A 15,183-nucleotide genomic window follows, 5' to 3' on the forward strand; every position below is an offset into this window, starting at 1 on the left:
CGAGGACACCCCATGTTCAGCGCTCTCGTGACATTCGAATTGCGGCGCCGGGTCAAGATGCTCTCGACCTGGATCTACGCCGCCGTGCTGGCGGGCGCCGGCATGCTGTTGATGATGGCCACCGGCGGCGTCTTCCGCAGCGTCTCCGCCAGCTCCGGCTCCGAGCGCGTGCTGGCCAACAGCCCGCACACGCTCCTGGGCTTCACCACCACCATCGCCCTGTTCGGCCTCTTCATGGTCGCGGCCATCTTCGGACAGGCCGCGCACCAGGACTTCGGCCACGGGACGTGGATGCTCATCTTCACGAAGAACGTGAAGAAGACGCCGTACCTGCTCGGCCGCTTCCTGGGCGCGTATCTCTTCAGCGCCGGACTGATGCTGGCCATCATTCCCGGCCTGCTCGTGGGCGCCGGCGTCGTGTGGCTGGTCGACAAGACGCAGCTCGCGCCGCACCAGACCCTCGCCTACGTGTGGCCGTACCTGGTGGGCGTGTGGCCCACGCTGTTCTTCGCGGGCACGGTGTTCTTCTCATTGGCCGCGCTCACGCGCCGCATGGCCCCGGTGTACGTGGGCATGGTGGTGCTGGTGCTGGGCTACGTGGTCATCAGCTCCGCCATGTCGGACGTGGCCAACCAGGAGCTCGGCTCGCTGTTGGACCCGTTCGGGTTCACCACCATCGAGACGGTGACCCGGTACTGGACGCCCGCTGAGCGCAATCGGGACCTGATTCCGTTCACCGGCTGGCTGCTCATCAACCGGCTCGTGTGGAGCGCCGTGGGCGCCTTGCTGCTGGGCCTCACGGTGGCGCGCTTCCGGACCACCGTGGAGGAACACAGCGGTGCTCGCCCCGCGGCACGCGAGGAGGTGCCCGCCGTGCCCGTGGCCATCCCCACCACGCGGCCCGCGCCCACATTCGGAAGCTGGGTGCGCACGGCCCTGTCCTCCGCGTGGCTGGCGTTCCGCGACGTGCTGCGCTCGCCGGTGTACTGGTCCTTCGTGGTGGCGGGCCTGGCCTTCGTGACCATCGCCTCGCTGATCTCCAAGCAGATCTTCGGCACCGCCACCCTGCCCGTGACGTGGCAGGCGCTGGAGATGGCCACGTCCACCTTCCATCCCTTCGTGCTCATCACCCTGACGTTCTACGCGGGGGAGCTGGTGTGGAAGGAGCGGGACGCGGGCCTCGGCGACATCGTCGACGCGACGCGGGCTCCGACGTGGGTCGGATACTCCGCGAAGTTCGGGGCGCTGCTGCTGGTGGTGCTGTCGCTCAAGGGCGTCGTCGCGCTCGCGACGGTCATCTCCCAGGTGAGCCGGGGCTTCTTCGACATCGAGTGGTGGCTGTACTTCACGGACATCCTGCTGCTCGACTTCACGCACAACATCCTCCTGTGCGTGCTCGCCTTCTTCGCGCAGGTGCTCATCCACCACAAGTACGTCGCGTACCTGGTCATGGTGCTCTACTTCGCCTCGCAGGCCGCGCTGGGGCTGCTGGGCATCGAGGAGCCGCTGGTGCGCTATGGCTCGGAGCCCGCGGCGCCCTACTCGGACCTGAACGGCTATGGCCACTTCCTGGCCTCGGTCGCCTGGCACCGCCTGTACTGGTACGGCCTGGCCACGCTCATGGTGGCCGCGGGCGCGCTGCTCGTCGTTCGGGGACGTGGAACGGCCTGGAAGGAGCGGCTCGCTGAAGCGCGGGCCCGCCGCACCCCGGCCTGGACGGTGACCGCCATCCTCGCGGCGCTCGTGTTCGTGGGGACTGGCGCGTTCATCACCTACAACACGCGCATCCTCAATCCGTACGTCACGGCGAAGGACAGCGAGCGCGCGTTGGCTCGCTACGAGAAGGACTACAAGTCCTTCGCCGCCCTGCCCCATCCGCGCGTCACCGCGGTGGACGTCACCTTCCACATCCACCCGGAAGAGCGACGCATGGAGGCGCTGGGCACCTATCGCGTGCGCAACAAGACGGAGCAGCCCATCTCCCAGGTGCTCATGGAGCTGCCGCGCGACGCACGCGTGCGCAAGCTCTCCCTGGCGGGCGTGGACACCCCGGCGAAGCGCGACGAGTCGCTCGGCCTCTTCGTCTTCCAGTTGCCCACGCCGCTGGCTCCCGGCGGCGAGGCGGACCTGGTGTTCGACCTGGAGTACGCGCCGCGCGGCATGAGGCATGGCTCGACGCGCACGGACATCGTCGAGAACGGCACCTTCTTCAACAGCGGCAACCTCCCCACGCTGGGCTATCAGGAGGACGCGGAGCTGGTGGAGGACGGTGACCGCAAGGAGTACGGCCTCGCGCCCAAGGAGCGCCTGCCGGACCGGGATGACCCGAAGGCCAAGGCCAACAACTACATCACCCAGGACGCGGACTTCGTCAGCTTCCAGGCCACGGTGAGCACCTCGGCGGATCAGATCGCCATCGCCCCCGGCTACCTGGAGAAGGAGTGGACCGAGGGGAACCGGCGCTTCTTCCGCTACAAGATGGACCAGCCCATCCTCAAGTTCTACTCGGTGCTGTCCGCGCGCTACGCGGTGGCGCGCGACACGTGGAAGAACGTGGCGCTGGAGATCTACCACCACCCCACGCACGTCTATAACCTGGACCGGATGATGCGGGGGATGAAGGACACGCTGGAGTACTGCACGGAGAACTTCGGGCCGTACCAGCACCGGCAGGCCCGCATCCTGGAGTTCCCCCGCTACGGTGCCTTCGCGCAGTCCTTCCCCAACACGATTCCGTACTCGGAATCACTGGGCTTCATCGCCCGCGTGCGCGACGGCAGCCCCGATGACGTGGACTACCCGTACTACGTCACCGCGCACGAGATTGCCCATCAGTGGTGGGCCCACCAGGTGGTGGGCGCGCGCGCGCAGGGCAGCACGATGACGTCGGAGACGATGTCCCAGTACACCGCGCTGATGGTGATGAAGCACCGCTTCGGCGCGACGAAGATGAAGCGCTTCCTCAAGTTCGAGCTGGACGGCTACCTCATGGGCCGCGCACTGGAGCGGAAGAAGGAAGTGCCGCTGTCCCGAGTGGAGAACCAGATGTACATCCACTACCAGAAGGGCAGCCTCGCCATGTACGCGCTGCAGGACTTCATCGGCGAGGAGCGCGTCAACCGCGCCATGAAGCGCTACGTGGACAAGGTCCGCTTCCAGGGGCCGCCGTACACGGGCTCCGCGGAGCTGCTCGGCTTCCTGCGGGAGGAGACGCCGCCGGAGTATCAGTACCTCCTGGAAGACCTCTTCGAGACCATCACCCTCTACGACAACCGCGCGGTGTCCGCGACGATGCGGCAGAACACCCAGGGGACCTGGGACGTCACGCTCAAGGTCATCGCGAAGAAGTTCCGCAGCGACGACAAGGGCAACCAGACGGAGCTGGAGTTCTCCGACTGGATGGACGTGGGCGCGCTCGACAGCAACGGCGAGGCGCTGTTCCTGGAGAAGCGCAAGGTGGGCAAGGGGGAATCGGAGATCACCTTCACCGTGCCGGTGCAACCGGCCGAGGTCGGCGTGGATCCCCTCAACAAGCTCATCGACCGCCAGTCACAGGACAACGTGACGGAGCCCAAGGTGGCCGCGACGCTCGCGCTGGGGAGCCCCACCCAGCCCTGAGCAACACCTCCGAGGGCTTCACCAGCGAATGCGCAGGTCGAAGCCCTCCGTCTCATACCGTTCGACGTCCACGGTGACACTCAGGGCGCCCGCCTGCTTCAGGGCGCCCTCGCACGTGCCGGCGGCGGCCTCCGCGGGGAACGGGTAGTCGCGGAACTTCACCCGATAGTCCTGGGGCGCGAGCAGCGCGGTCTGGATGTTCACCGGCTCGAACACGGAGCTGAAGCTGAGCGCCACGCGCTTCATCGCCCGCTCCGGCCCGGCCACCTTGAGGGCCATCCCCACCACGCGCCCCACCAGCGTGTCGAAGTACTGGCGGAGCAAATCCCGTCCCATCTCCCGCTGCGCCTGCTTGGACGCGAGCCCCCCATACGTCGTGCGCAGCACCAGCGCCTGACAGGCCAGGAACACGGAGCTGGGATAGATGGCCCGGGGCTTGTCCACGTCGTAGCCCGCGGCGAGGAACTCGGCGCGCATGGCCGCGTCGGGATTCGCACAGCGGACCAGCGACTCGAACAACGTGGACTGGACTCTGACCTCGGTCGGCATGTGGGGCGACACCCTAGGGGAGCCGCGTCATCCGGTCATGACGCGGTGGTTCAAGACGTGGGCTGACCTTCGCCCCACCCTCGACCGACAGCAGCGAGGCCCCGCTCACTCGGCTCCCGAAGGCGCGCTAGGAATCCACCCGCTCAGAGACTTCGAAGCGTCCCGCCGTGACGACGTGCTTGTTCTCCACGACGAGCTTCGCGGCGCGCAGGGTGCCCCGGACCTCCAGGGCGTAGTCGTTGTACTGCGCCGTGACGTGCGTGGCCTCCAGGTTGCCGCCGATGATGACCGGGCCCTGGGACTTGAGCGTCTCGCAGGTGAAGTCACCGCCGACGAACAGCGAGGCGCCTTGGGGGTTTGCGGCCCCACCCTTCACCGTCAGGTTGCCCGTCACCATCAACGCGCCGACCTTCAGCGGGCCTTCGACCTCCAGGTTGCCGTGATGGACGTAGCTCGACTTGGAGACCTTCTTCACCTTCTTGTCCTTGGGCGGCTCCGCGATGGCCGCCTGGATGAGCCCGATGCCCGCGAAGACGAGGTCCGGGTTCATCGAGGACTGTTCCTCGATGCCCTCGAAGAACGCATCGATGGTGACGAAGTGCGCCTCCACGAAGACCGCGTCCATGATGAGGCGGAGCTTCTCCCACGAAGCGGGTCGCACGCCCGGCGGCGCGGCGCCTTGGAGATAGCGGACGACCTTCTCTTCCGACAGGCCCTTGGGCTTCTTGGGCGGAGGCGGTCTCTGGGACTTCGTCGGCAGCAGCAGCTCCACCAGCAGGGCCGGAACCTTGCGGCTGTGTCGCGAGGTTCGTGCCGCGCCCAGCACGCTCTGCCCTCCTGGAGTCAGACCACGCGGGTCCGCGCCCTGCTCGATGAGGAACCGGACCACGCGGTCCGCGCCGAACTCCGCCGCGCGGTGCAGCGGCGTGTCGTAGCGGTATGGCGCGAGGAGGTTGGCGCCGTACTCCTTCAAGAGCTGGAGGAGCTCCACGTTGTTCTGGGTGACGGCGAGCAGCACCGGCGTGTGCTGGTTCTGGTCAACGAAGTCCAGGCTCACACCCCCGACGAGCATCTGGCGGATCTTCCCGAGCGCCACCTCGTTCTCCGCACGCTCCTTGGCCAAGCGCTCGTCGAAGCTGTCCGCTTCGTAGACCTGAACATGGTCCTCGAGGTGTTTATGGCTCTGGACTTGTCGGAAGAGTTTGGTCAGCTCGTACTGCTGTTCCGTCATGGTGTGTGGCCTCGGCGCTTCGCGAATCCATCGCGTGACTCGTGCGTGAATGCAACCCCGGACACGGGCCGTGCCTCAGTCCGCGCGCGTTCCACCCAGCGCGGGCAATCGCCGACGGAGGAACTCTCCAGGAGGACCTCCCGTGAACTGCCGGAAATCGCGAATGAGGTGGGCTTGATCGAAGTAGCCCTGCTCCAACGCGAGGCGGGCCTGGCTCTCCGCCGCGCCGGACTTCAGCACCTGGATGACACGCTCGAAGCGGATGAGTCGCGCGAGCAGCTTGGGCGTCAGGCCCAGCTCCTGACCACATCGCGCGATGACGTGCTTCTGGCTGAAGCCCAGCTCCCGGGCCAGCTCGCCAATCTCCACCTGTCCGCCACTGGCGCGCAGCCGCTGCCACGTCCAGGCGATGACGGGTGAAGCCTCGGGCGCAGTGAGGATGCGTGAGAGGAGGAGTTGGTCCAGCAGCGCGAAGCGGGCCTCCCAGGACGGCGCCTCGACGAGCCGCTCCGTGAGCAGCGGCCCCTCCGCGCCGAGCACCGACTCCAGTCCGACGACCTGCCGCGCGAGGTGATGCAGCGGTATGCCGAAGAACCGTCGTGCGCCCACGGGCGTGAAGTTCACCTGCATGCCGTTCATCGACCCGGCCGTCTCGGTGATGGAGTACCCGTCATCCAGCCCCGCGACGAAGCCGACCGGATGTCGGCCGAGCGGTCGCCCCGTCCTCGGGTCGACGATGCGCAGCGGCGGGCCGAAGTCGATGATGAGCACGACTTGCGGCGCGGGAAGCTCGCGTCGACGCACCGGGCCAGGGGTGGATTCACGATAGCCGCAGTAGTCGTGGACGTGCTCGCGCAGTCGGGCGTCGGGCGTGCCGAACACCAGTTCCCAACCACCCTGCTCGGAGGCCTGCCGGACCACTCGCGCATGGGGGCTTTGCGTGGTCATGCGGCACCCTCCGAAGACACGCCTTGTTGACGCCTTAGCATGGCCACCGGTGCCAATAAGGGACTTCCGGTGCCCGCCAACAAGGACCGGCTTCACCTCGCCATTGCCGCGGCCCGTTTTTGCGCCTATGGGACGGGAACGGCCCGTCCCATGGTGCCACTCCCCTGCGAGGACACAGCATGTCGCAAGTGCCTCTTCACATCGCCACCGAGTTCCCGGCTCGCTCGCTCGACGAGTGGCGCCGACTCGTGGACAAGGACCTGAAGGGCAAGCCCTTCACGTCGCTCCAGTCGCCGCTGGAAGGCGGGCTGACGCTCCAACCCCTCTACGCTTCCCAGGACGCCGCGCCGCCGCCCCCGGGCGTCGCGCCGTACGTGCGAGGCACGCAGGCCCTGGGCCACACCGAGGGTGGATGGCTGGTGTGCCAGGAGTACGCCGAGCCCGACATCGCCGTCGCCGCCGAGGCCATCCGCAATGACCTGGAGCGCGGCACGCTGGCGGTCTGGCTCTGCCTGGGCCCCACTCGCGGCATCCCCGTGAAGGACGAGGCCTCGATGGAGCAACTGCTGGCCTCGGTGCTCCTGGCCCGCACTCCCGTGCACCTGGAGTCCGAGGCGGCGCCCGTCTCCATGGCGTCCCTGCTGTTGGACGTCGCCACCAAGGCGGGTGTGTCGCGCAAGGCGCTGAGCGGCTCGCTGGGCATCGACCCACTGGGCATCCTCGCTCGCACCGGCGCGCTGCCGGGTGGCGTCGACGCGATGTTCACCGAGGCCGCGCCGCTCGTCACTTCGCTGAGCGGGAGCGCGCCGGAGCTGCGCGCGCTGCTCATCTCGACGCGGGCGTACTCGGACGCTGGCGCCACGTCGGTGCATGAACTGGCGTGGGCCATCGCCACGGGCGTCGAGTACTTGCGCGGGATGGAGCGCGCGGGCGTGTCGCCGGAGGTCGCGGCGCGCTCGGTGCAGTTCGCGCTGTCCGTCGGCGGACAGTTCTTCCCGGAGATCGCCAAGCTGCGCGCCGCGCGGCTGCTCTGGGCCAAGGTCGTCGCCGCGTCGGGCGGATCCCCCGAGGCGCAGGCCATGCGGCTGCATGCGCGCACCGCGAGCGCCACGAAGACACAGCGCGACCCGTGGGTGAACATCCTGCGCGGCACGGCCGAGTCCTTCGCAGCGGTCGTCGCGGGCGCGGACAGCGTCAGCACGTCACCCTTCGACGAGCCGCTGGGTGCTCCCGATGAAGGCGCGCGCAGGCTCGCGCGAAACACACAGCTCATCCTGCGCGACGAGTCCAGCCTCAACCGCGTCGCGGACCCGGCGGGTGGCAGCTACTACCTGGAGCAGCTCACCACCGAAATCGCGCGCGCGGCCTGGACGGAGCTGCAGCGAATCGAAGGCCTGGGCGGCATGGAGAAGGCACTCACTCAAGGCGATATCGCCCGCGTGCTCACGGAGACGCGCGCGGCGCGGGACAAGGCCGTGCGCACGCGCAAGCAGCCCATCGTCGGAGTGAGCGAGTTCCCCTTCCTGGGTGAGACGCCCGTGAAGCGCGAGGCCCGCAAGGCCTTCGGCGCCGAGGAATCAGGGCGAGTCCCCGGCATCAAGGAGAGCGCGGAGGTGAGCAGGAGTGTGGGCCTCAAGCCCTCTCGCATCTCGGAGCCCTTCGAGCTGCTGCGCGACGCGAGTGATCGCACGCTCGCGGCGAAGGGCCAGCGCCCCACCGCGTTCCTCGCGAGCCTGGGCGCGGTGGCGGAGCACACGACACGGTCCATGTGGGTGGTCAACGCGCTGGCCGCGGGAGGCATCGAGTCGCGAGAGAAGCACGGCTTCGCCGACCCCGCCGCCGCCGTGGCCGCCTTCGCGGAGTCCGGCGCGTCCCTCGCGGTCATCTCCGGACCGGACGCGATGTATCCGGAGTGGGTGCCCGTGCTGACGAGCCAGCTCAAGGCCCAGGGCGCGCGGGTCGTCGCCGTGGCGGGTCGTCCTGGTGACAACGAGGCCGCGTTCCGCGCGGCTGGTGTGGATCTCTTCATCTACGCGGGAGCGGACCTGTTCTCGCTTCTGTCTTCGCTGCACGCGCAGCTCGGAGTGGCCTGATGCGCACCCACGTCCCGAACTTCTCCGGCATCGACTTCGACGCGCCCGAGACGCAGGCGCCCACGCCCGCACTCAATGCGCAGGGAAGCCAGGCCGCCACCAGCCGGCGCGACGCCGAACACTGGGACACGCCCGAGGGCATCCCGGTCAAGCCCGTGTACACGCGCGAGGACCTGGCGGACGTCGAGCACCTGGGCTCGCTGCCGGGCCTGCCGCCCTTCGTGCGCGGCCCCTACTCCACCATGTACGTGCAGCAGCCGTGGACGGTGCGCCAGTACGCGGGCTTCTCCACGGCCGAGGCGTCCAACGCCTTCTACCGGCGCAACCTCGCGGCCGGTCAGAAGGGCCTGTCCATCGCGTTCGACCTCGCGACGCACCGGGGCTACGACAGCGACCATCCTCGCGTCGCGGGCGACGTGGGCATGGCGGGCGTGGCCATCGACTCCATCAAGGACATGCGCATCCTGTTCGACCGCATCCCGCTCGACCAGATGAGCGTGTCGATGACGATGAACGGCGCGGTGCTGCCCATCCTCGCGCTCTACGTCGTCGCGGCCGAGGAACAGGGCGTCAAGCCCGAGCAGCTCAGCGGGACCATCCAGAACGACATCCTCAAGGAGTTCATGGTCCGCAACACGTACATCTACCCGCCGGGCCCGTCGATGCGCATCATCGGCGACATCTTCCGCTTCACCGCCGAGAAGATGCCGCGCTTCAACAGCATCAGCATCAGCGGCTATCACATGCAGGAGGCGGGAGCGACGCAGGACCTGGAGCTGGGCTACACGCTCGCGGACGGCGTGGAGTACGTGCGCGCGGGTCTCGCGGCGGGCCTGGGAGTGGATGCCTTCGCGCCCCGACTGTCGTTCTTCTGGGCCATCGGCATGAACTTCTTCATGGAGGTGGCGAAGATGCGCGCGGCCCGGATGATCTGGGCCAGGCTCATCAAGGGCTTCAACCCCAAGAGCGACAAGAGCCTGGCGCTGCGCACCCACTCGCAGACCTCCGGCTGGAGCCTCACCGCGCAGGACGTGTACAATAACGTGGTGCGCACCTGCGTGGAGGCGATGGCCGCCACCCAGGGCCACACGCAGAGCCTGCACACCAACTCGCTCGATGAAGCGATTGCGCTGCCCACCGACTTCAGCGCGCGCATCGCCCGCAACACCCAGTTGTATCTCCAGCTCGAGAGCGGGACGACGCGCGTCATCGACCCGTGGGGCGGCAGCTACTACGTGGAGCGGCTCACCCACGAGCTCGCGCAGAAGGCCTGGGGCCACATCCAGGAGGTCGAAGCGCTGGGTGGCATGACGAAGGCGATTGAAGCGGGCCTCCCCAAGCTGCGCATCGAGGAGGCGGCGGCCCGCACGCAGGCGCGCATCGACTCCGGCCGTCAGGCCATCATCGGCGTGAACAAGTACCCGCCCGAGCGCCCCGACAACATCGAGATCCTCAAGGTGGACAACTCCGCGGTGCGCGAGGCGCAGATCGCCCGGCTCAAGGAGCTGCGCGCGGAGCGCAACGCGGAGGAAGTGCGGCGGAGGCTGGACGCGCTGACGGAGGCGGGCCGACGCAACGAGGGGAATCTCCTGGCGCTGGCCATCGACGCGGCGCGGGCGAAGGCCACGGTGGGCGAAATCAGCGACTCGCTCGAGAAGGTCTTCGGGCGCTACGAGGCCACGGTGCGAAGCGTGTCCGGCGTGTATTCGAGCGAAGCAGGCAAGGACTCCCAGGGAATCATCCAGGCGCGCGCCGCCGCGGACACGTTCCTCGCGCGGTTCGGCCGTCGGCCGCGCATCCTCATCGCGAAGATGGGGCAGGACGGGCATGACCGGGGACAGAAGGTCATCGCCACGGCCTTCGCGGACCTGGGCTTCGACGTGGACATCGGCCCGCTCTTCCAGACGCCCGAGGAGTCCGCGCGCCAAGCCGTGGAGAACGACGTCCACGTCGTGGGCGCAAGCTCCCTGGCCGCGGGCCACCTCACGCTGGTGCCACAGCTCAAGCGCGCCCTGCGCGAGCTGGGCCGCGAGGACATCATGGTCGTCGTCGGCGGCGTCATCCCGGCGCAGGACTATGACGAGCTGCGCGCCGCGGGCGCCGCCGCCATCTTCGGCCCCGGCACCGTCATCTCGAAGGCCGCGGTGGAGCTGCTGGAGAAGCTCTCGGCGGCGCAGGAGGAGGCGTGAAACTGCTGACGGCGGAGGCCTATGTGGAAGGCGTCCGCTCGGGCGACCGGTCCGTGCTGGCTCGCGCCATCACCCTGGTGGAGAGCGGGCACCCGCGCCACCAGTCGCTCGCCCAGGAAGTGCTCACCCGGTTGCTCCCTCACACGGGTGGCAGCCGACGGGTGGGCATCAGCGGCGTGCCCGGCGTGGGCAAGAGCACCTTCATCGACGCGCTGGGCATGCACCTGGTGGGCGAGGGAAGGCGCGTCGCGGTGCTCGCCATCGACCCGTCGAGCACCATCTCCGGCGGCAGCATCCTGGGCGACAAGACGCGCATGGCCCGGCTGTCGCGTGAGACGGCGGCCTATATCCGTCCCAGTCCCTCCAGCGGAACGCTGGGCGGTGTCGCACGCAAGACTCGCGAGACGCTGCTCCTGTGCGAGGCCGCGGGCTTCGACGTGGTGTTGGTGGAGACGGTGGGCGTGGGCCAGTCAGAGACGGTGGTCGCCGACATGGTGGACTTCTACCTGGTGCTGATGCTCGCGGGTGCGGGGGACGAGCTCCAGGGAATCAAGCGCGGCATCCTGGAGGTGGCGGACATGCTCGCCATCAACAAGGCGGATGGTGACAACCAGCCCCGCGCCGAGCGCGCTCGCGCCGAGTACCGCGCCGCGCTTCACCTGATGCGTCCCGGCAACGAGCCCGTGGTGACGACGTGCAGCGCGATGGAGGGCACGGGCATCGCTTCGCTGTGGAGTTCGCTGGAAGCGCAACTGGACAAGCGCGTGGCTTCTGGAGCGATGGAGCAGCGTCGGCACGCTCAGCAGGTGGGCTGGATGTGGTCCATGGTGCAGGACGGCCTGCGGGCGGCCCTGCATGCGAACCCCACGGTGGCCGCCCTGTTCCCCCAGTTGGAACATGACGTGCGTGAGGGCCGTGCCACGGCGACGTCCGCCGCACTGCGCGTCCTGGGTGCATTCCTCCCGGAATCGAGGGCTTGACAGTCCGCGTCGAGCCTCGGCCGTCCCCGCTTCAATCGCTTGCCCGACACCCACCGCGCTCCTACTGTACGCGGCGTGCGAAACGTCCAGTTGACCCCGGTCCCCGGGCCCTACAAGCCGCGATTCCATGTGCGAATCGTGACGGCCGCCTCCCTGTTCGACGGGCATGACGCGGCCATCAATGTCATGCGCCGGCTGATGCAGTCCTCGGGCGCCGAAATCATCCACCTGGGACACAACCGCTCGGTCTCTGAAATCGTCGACTGCGCCATCCAGGAAGATGCCCAGGGCATCGCCATCACCTCCTACCAGGGAGGCCACGTCGAGTACTTCAAGTACATGATCGACCTGCTGAAACAGCGCGGGGCGAACATCAAGGTCTTCGGCGGCGGTGGCGGCACCATCCTCCCCACGGAAATCGAAGAGCTGCATGCCTACGGCGTGACGCGCATCTATTCCCCGGACGATGGCCGCTCCATGGGCCTCCAGGGGATGATCGACCACCTCATCTCGGAGTGTGACTTCGAGAAGCGCCCCGCGGACTACGGGCCGGCCGTCGCGGCCATGCCGGTGCGCGACTCGATGAAGATCGCCTCGCTCATCACCATCGCGGAGAACTTCGCGAGCGCCGGAGACGCGCTGCGCGACGCGATGACGAAGCTGAGCGCGAAGCAGCCGCGCGTGCCCGTGCTGGGAATCACTGGTACCGGTGGCGCGGGCAAGTCCAGCCTCGTTGACGAGCTGGTGCGCCGCTTCCTCGCGGACTTCCCGGACAAGACGCTGGCGGTGCTCTCCGTGGACCCGTCGAAGCGCAAGTCGGGCGGCGCATTGCTCGGTGACCGCATCCGCATGAACGCCATCGACAACCAGCGCGTCTACATGCGCTCCATGGCGACCCGGCAGAGCAACCTCGCGCTGTCCAAGCACGTGGGTGACTCCATCGAGGTGTGCAAGGCCGCGGGCTTCGACCTCATCGTGGTGGAGACCTCCGGCATCGGTCAGTCCGACACGGAGATCATCGAGCACTCGGACGTCTCGCTCTACGTGATGACGGCCGAGTACGGCGCGGCGACGCAGCTCGAGAAGATCGACATGCTCGACTTCGCGGACGTCATCGCCATCAACAAGTTCGACAAGCGCGGCTCGCTGGATGCGCTGCGCGACGTGCGCAAGCAGTGGAAGCGCAACCACAACGCGTTCACCACGGCGGATGACTCGGTGCCCGTGTACGGCACCATCGCCTCGCAGTTCAATGACCCGGGGATGAACCAGCTCTATCGGGCCATCGTCGACACCGTGGTTCGCAAGACAGGCGCCCCGCTCCAGTCGCACCTGGAGCCGACGCCGGGCATGAGCGAGAAGAAGTGGATCATCCCGCCTGATCGCACCCGCTACCTCGCGGAGATCGTCGAGACGTGCGAGGCGTACGACAAGTTCGCCCGCTCCCAGGCTGCGGTGGCGCGGCGGATGTATCAGCTCCACGGCACCATCGAGGCGCTGCGACAGAACGTCGGCAAGAAGCGCCTGGAGATCGTCGAGCCGAAGGACACGTCCGACGTGGTGCACGTCACCGAGCGCGTCGAGGGCGAGCCCGCGTACCTGAGCGAGCTGGTGGAGCTGTACAAGGACCTGGAGTCCCGCCTGGACCCCGACTGCCGTCGGCTGCTGACTGAGTGGCCCGCGACCAAGCGGCGCTACGCGGCGTCCAAGTACCAGTACCAGGTGCGCGACAAGGTCATCGAGCTGGACCTGTTCACCGAGTCGCTGTCGCACCTGCGCATCCCGAAGATCGCCCTGCCCCGCTACGAGGACTGGGGCGACATCCTCATCTGGCTGCTGCGGGAGAACGCGCCGGGCGCGTACCCGTTCACCTCCGGCGTCTTCCCGCTCAAGCGCGAGGGTGAGGACCCGGCGCGCATGTTCGCGGGTGAAGGCGGCCCGGAGCGCACCAACAAGCGCTTCCATTACGTGTCACGCGGCCTGCCCGCGAAGCGCCTGTCCACCGCGTTCGACTCCGTCACGCTGTACGGCGAGGACCCGGACCACCGGCCGGACATCTACGGCAAGGTCGGCAACTCCGGCGTGTCCATCGCCAACGTGGACGACGCGAAGAAGCTCTACTCGGGCTTCGACCTGGCGGACCCGGCCACGTCGGTGTCGATGACCATCAACGGCCCCGCGCCGATGCTGCTCGGGTTCTTCCTGAACGCGGCGGTGGACCAGCAGTGCGAGAAGTGGATTCGCGCCAACAACAAGGTCGACGAGGTCGAGAAGAAGATCGACGCGATCTACCGGGAGCGCGGGGTGCCTCGGCCCCGCTACCAGGGTGACCTGCCGCAGGGGAGTGATGGACTGGGCCTGCTGCTGCTCGGCGTGTCGGGCGACGAGGTGCTGCCGCGCGACGTCTACGAGAAGATCCGCGCGACGACGCTCCAGCAGGTGCGCGGCACGGTGCAGGCGGACATCCTGAAGGAGGACCAGGCGCAGAACACCTGCATCTTCTCCACGGAGTTCGCGCTGCGGGTGATGGGCGACATCCAGCAGTACTTCACCGACAAGAAGGTGAGGAACTTCTACTCGGTGTCCATCTCCGGCTACCACATCGCGGAGGCAGGGGCGAACCCCATCTCCCAGCTGGCCTTCACGCTGGCCAACGGCTTCACCTTCGTCGAGTACTACCTGTCGCGCGGGATGCACATCGACGACTTCGCGCCCAACCTCTCGTTCTTCTTCTCGAACGGAATGGACCCGGAGTACGCGGTGCTGGGCCGCGTGGCGCGCCGCATCTGGGCCAAGGCCATCCGCGACAAGTACGGCGGCAATGACCGCTCGCAGAAGCTGAAGTACCACATCCAGACGTCGGGCCGTTCCCTGCACGCGCAGGAGATCGCCTTCAACGACATCCGGACCACGCTCCAGGCGTTGCTGGCACTCAACGACAACTGCAACTCGTTGCACACCAACGCGTACGACGAGGCCATCACCACGCCCACGGAGGAGAGCGTGCGGCGCGCGCTCGCCATCCAGCTCATCATCAACAAGGAGTTCGGGCTCTCCAAGAACGAGAACCCCAACCAGGGTGCGTTCATCATCGATGAGCTGACGGACCTGGTAGAGGCGGCGGTGCTCACGGAGTTCCGCGCCATCTCCGAGCGCGGCGGCGTGCTGGGCGCGATGGAGCGCATGTACCAGCGGTCCAAGATTCAAGAGGAGTCGCTGTACTACGAGATGCAGAAGCACGACGGGACGCTGCCCATCATCGGGGTGAACACGTTCCTGGACCCGAAGGGCTCTCCGACGGTGACGCCGCCGGAGGTGATTCGCGCGACGAAGGAGGAGAAGGACTATTCCATCACCGCGAGGGACGCTTTCTGGAAGCGCAACGCGGCGACCGCTCCGGCGGCGTTGGAGGCCGTGAAGCGCGCGGCGCTCGACAACGGCAACATCTTCTCCGCCCTGATGGACGCCTGTAAGGTCTGCACGCTCGGCCAGCTCTCCCGCGCGCTGTACGAAGTAGGTGGGCAGTACCGGCGGAACATGTAGTGCCTCAGGGGCCCCGCGCGAATCGGGGCCCC

8 protein-coding genes are annotated in these 15,183 nt (G+C 67.8%); 5 read left to right on the forward strand and 3 right to left on the reverse strand.

The window, feature by feature from the left end; translation table 11 throughout:
- Positions 1–12: 12 nt before the first annotated feature.
- The gene (locus HUA74_RS25445; RefSeq protein ID WP_174456630.1) at positions 13–3,618 is read left to right on the forward strand and encodes a M1 family aminopeptidase; all 3,606 of its coding nucleotides are present in this window, start codon (positions 13–15) and stop codon (positions 3,616–3,618) included.
- 18 nt (positions 3,619–3,636) lie between these two features.
- Here the strand turns inward: HUA74_RS25445 and HUA74_RS25450 are convergent, their stop codons facing one another.
- From HUA74_RS25450 to HUA74_RS25460, 3 genes are all read right to left on the reverse strand, one after another.
- Positions 3,637–4,167: a DUF2378 family protein gene (locus HUA74_RS25450; RefSeq protein WP_174456631.1), complete on the reverse strand. Its 531-nt coding sequence runs from the start codon at positions 4,165–4,167 to the stop codon at positions 3,637–3,639.
- A 127-nt stretch (positions 4,168–4,294) separates the two neighbouring features.
- Positions 4,295–5,398: an ankyrin repeat domain-containing protein gene (locus tag HUA74_RS25455; protein ID WP_174456632.1), complete on the reverse strand. Its 1,104-nt coding sequence runs from the start codon at positions 5,396–5,398 to the stop codon at positions 4,295–4,297.
- 75 nt (positions 5,399–5,473) lie between these two features.
- The gene (locus HUA74_RS25460) at positions 5,474–6,346 is read right to left on the reverse strand and encodes a helix-turn-helix domain-containing protein (RefSeq protein WP_174456633.1); all 873 of its coding nucleotides are present in this window, start codon (positions 6,344–6,346) and stop codon (positions 5,474–5,476) included.
- Between the two features lie 179 nt (positions 6,347–6,525).
- Between HUA74_RS25460 and HUA74_RS25465 the strand changes: the two genes are divergently transcribed.
- The 4 genes from HUA74_RS25465 to HUA74_RS25480 all read left to right on the forward strand — a co-directional run bounded on the left by HUA74_RS25465 (position 6,526) and on the right by HUA74_RS25480 (position 15,151).
- Positions 6,526–8,439, forward strand: coding sequence for a methylmalonyl-CoA mutase subunit beta (locus tag HUA74_RS25465; RefSeq protein WP_174456634.1), 1,914 nt, complete (start codon positions 6,526–6,528; stop codon positions 8,437–8,439).
- A complete protein-coding gene (scpA, locus tag HUA74_RS25470; RefSeq protein ID WP_174456635.1) occupies positions 8,439–10,628 on the forward strand; it encodes a methylmalonyl-CoA mutase in 2,190 nt (729 codons plus the stop codon). Before HUA74_RS25465 ends, scpA begins: the two co-directional genes overlap by 1 nt.
- Positions 10,625–11,608 (forward strand): methylmalonyl Co-A mutase-associated GTPase MeaB, encoded by a 984-nt coding sequence (gene meaB / locus HUA74_RS25475; RefSeq protein ID WP_174456636.1) that lies wholly within the window; start codon positions 10,625–10,627, stop codon positions 11,606–11,608. Before scpA ends, meaB begins: the two co-directional genes overlap by 4 nt.
- 75 nt (positions 11,609–11,683) lie before the next feature.
- On the forward strand, positions 11,684–15,151 hold the full coding sequence (locus tag HUA74_RS25480) for a methylmalonyl-CoA mutase family protein (protein ID WP_141645619.1): 3,468 nt from the start codon (positions 11,684–11,686) through the stop codon (positions 15,149–15,151).
- The last annotated feature ends 32 nt before the right edge of the window (positions 15,152–15,183 follow it).

The organism is Myxococcus sp. CA051A (assembly GCF_013336705.1).
GTDB classification, from domain to species: domain Bacteria; phylum Myxococcota; class Myxococcia; order Myxococcales; family Myxococcaceae; genus Myxococcus; species Myxococcus llanfairpwllgwyngyllgogerychwyrndrobwllllantysiliogogogochensis.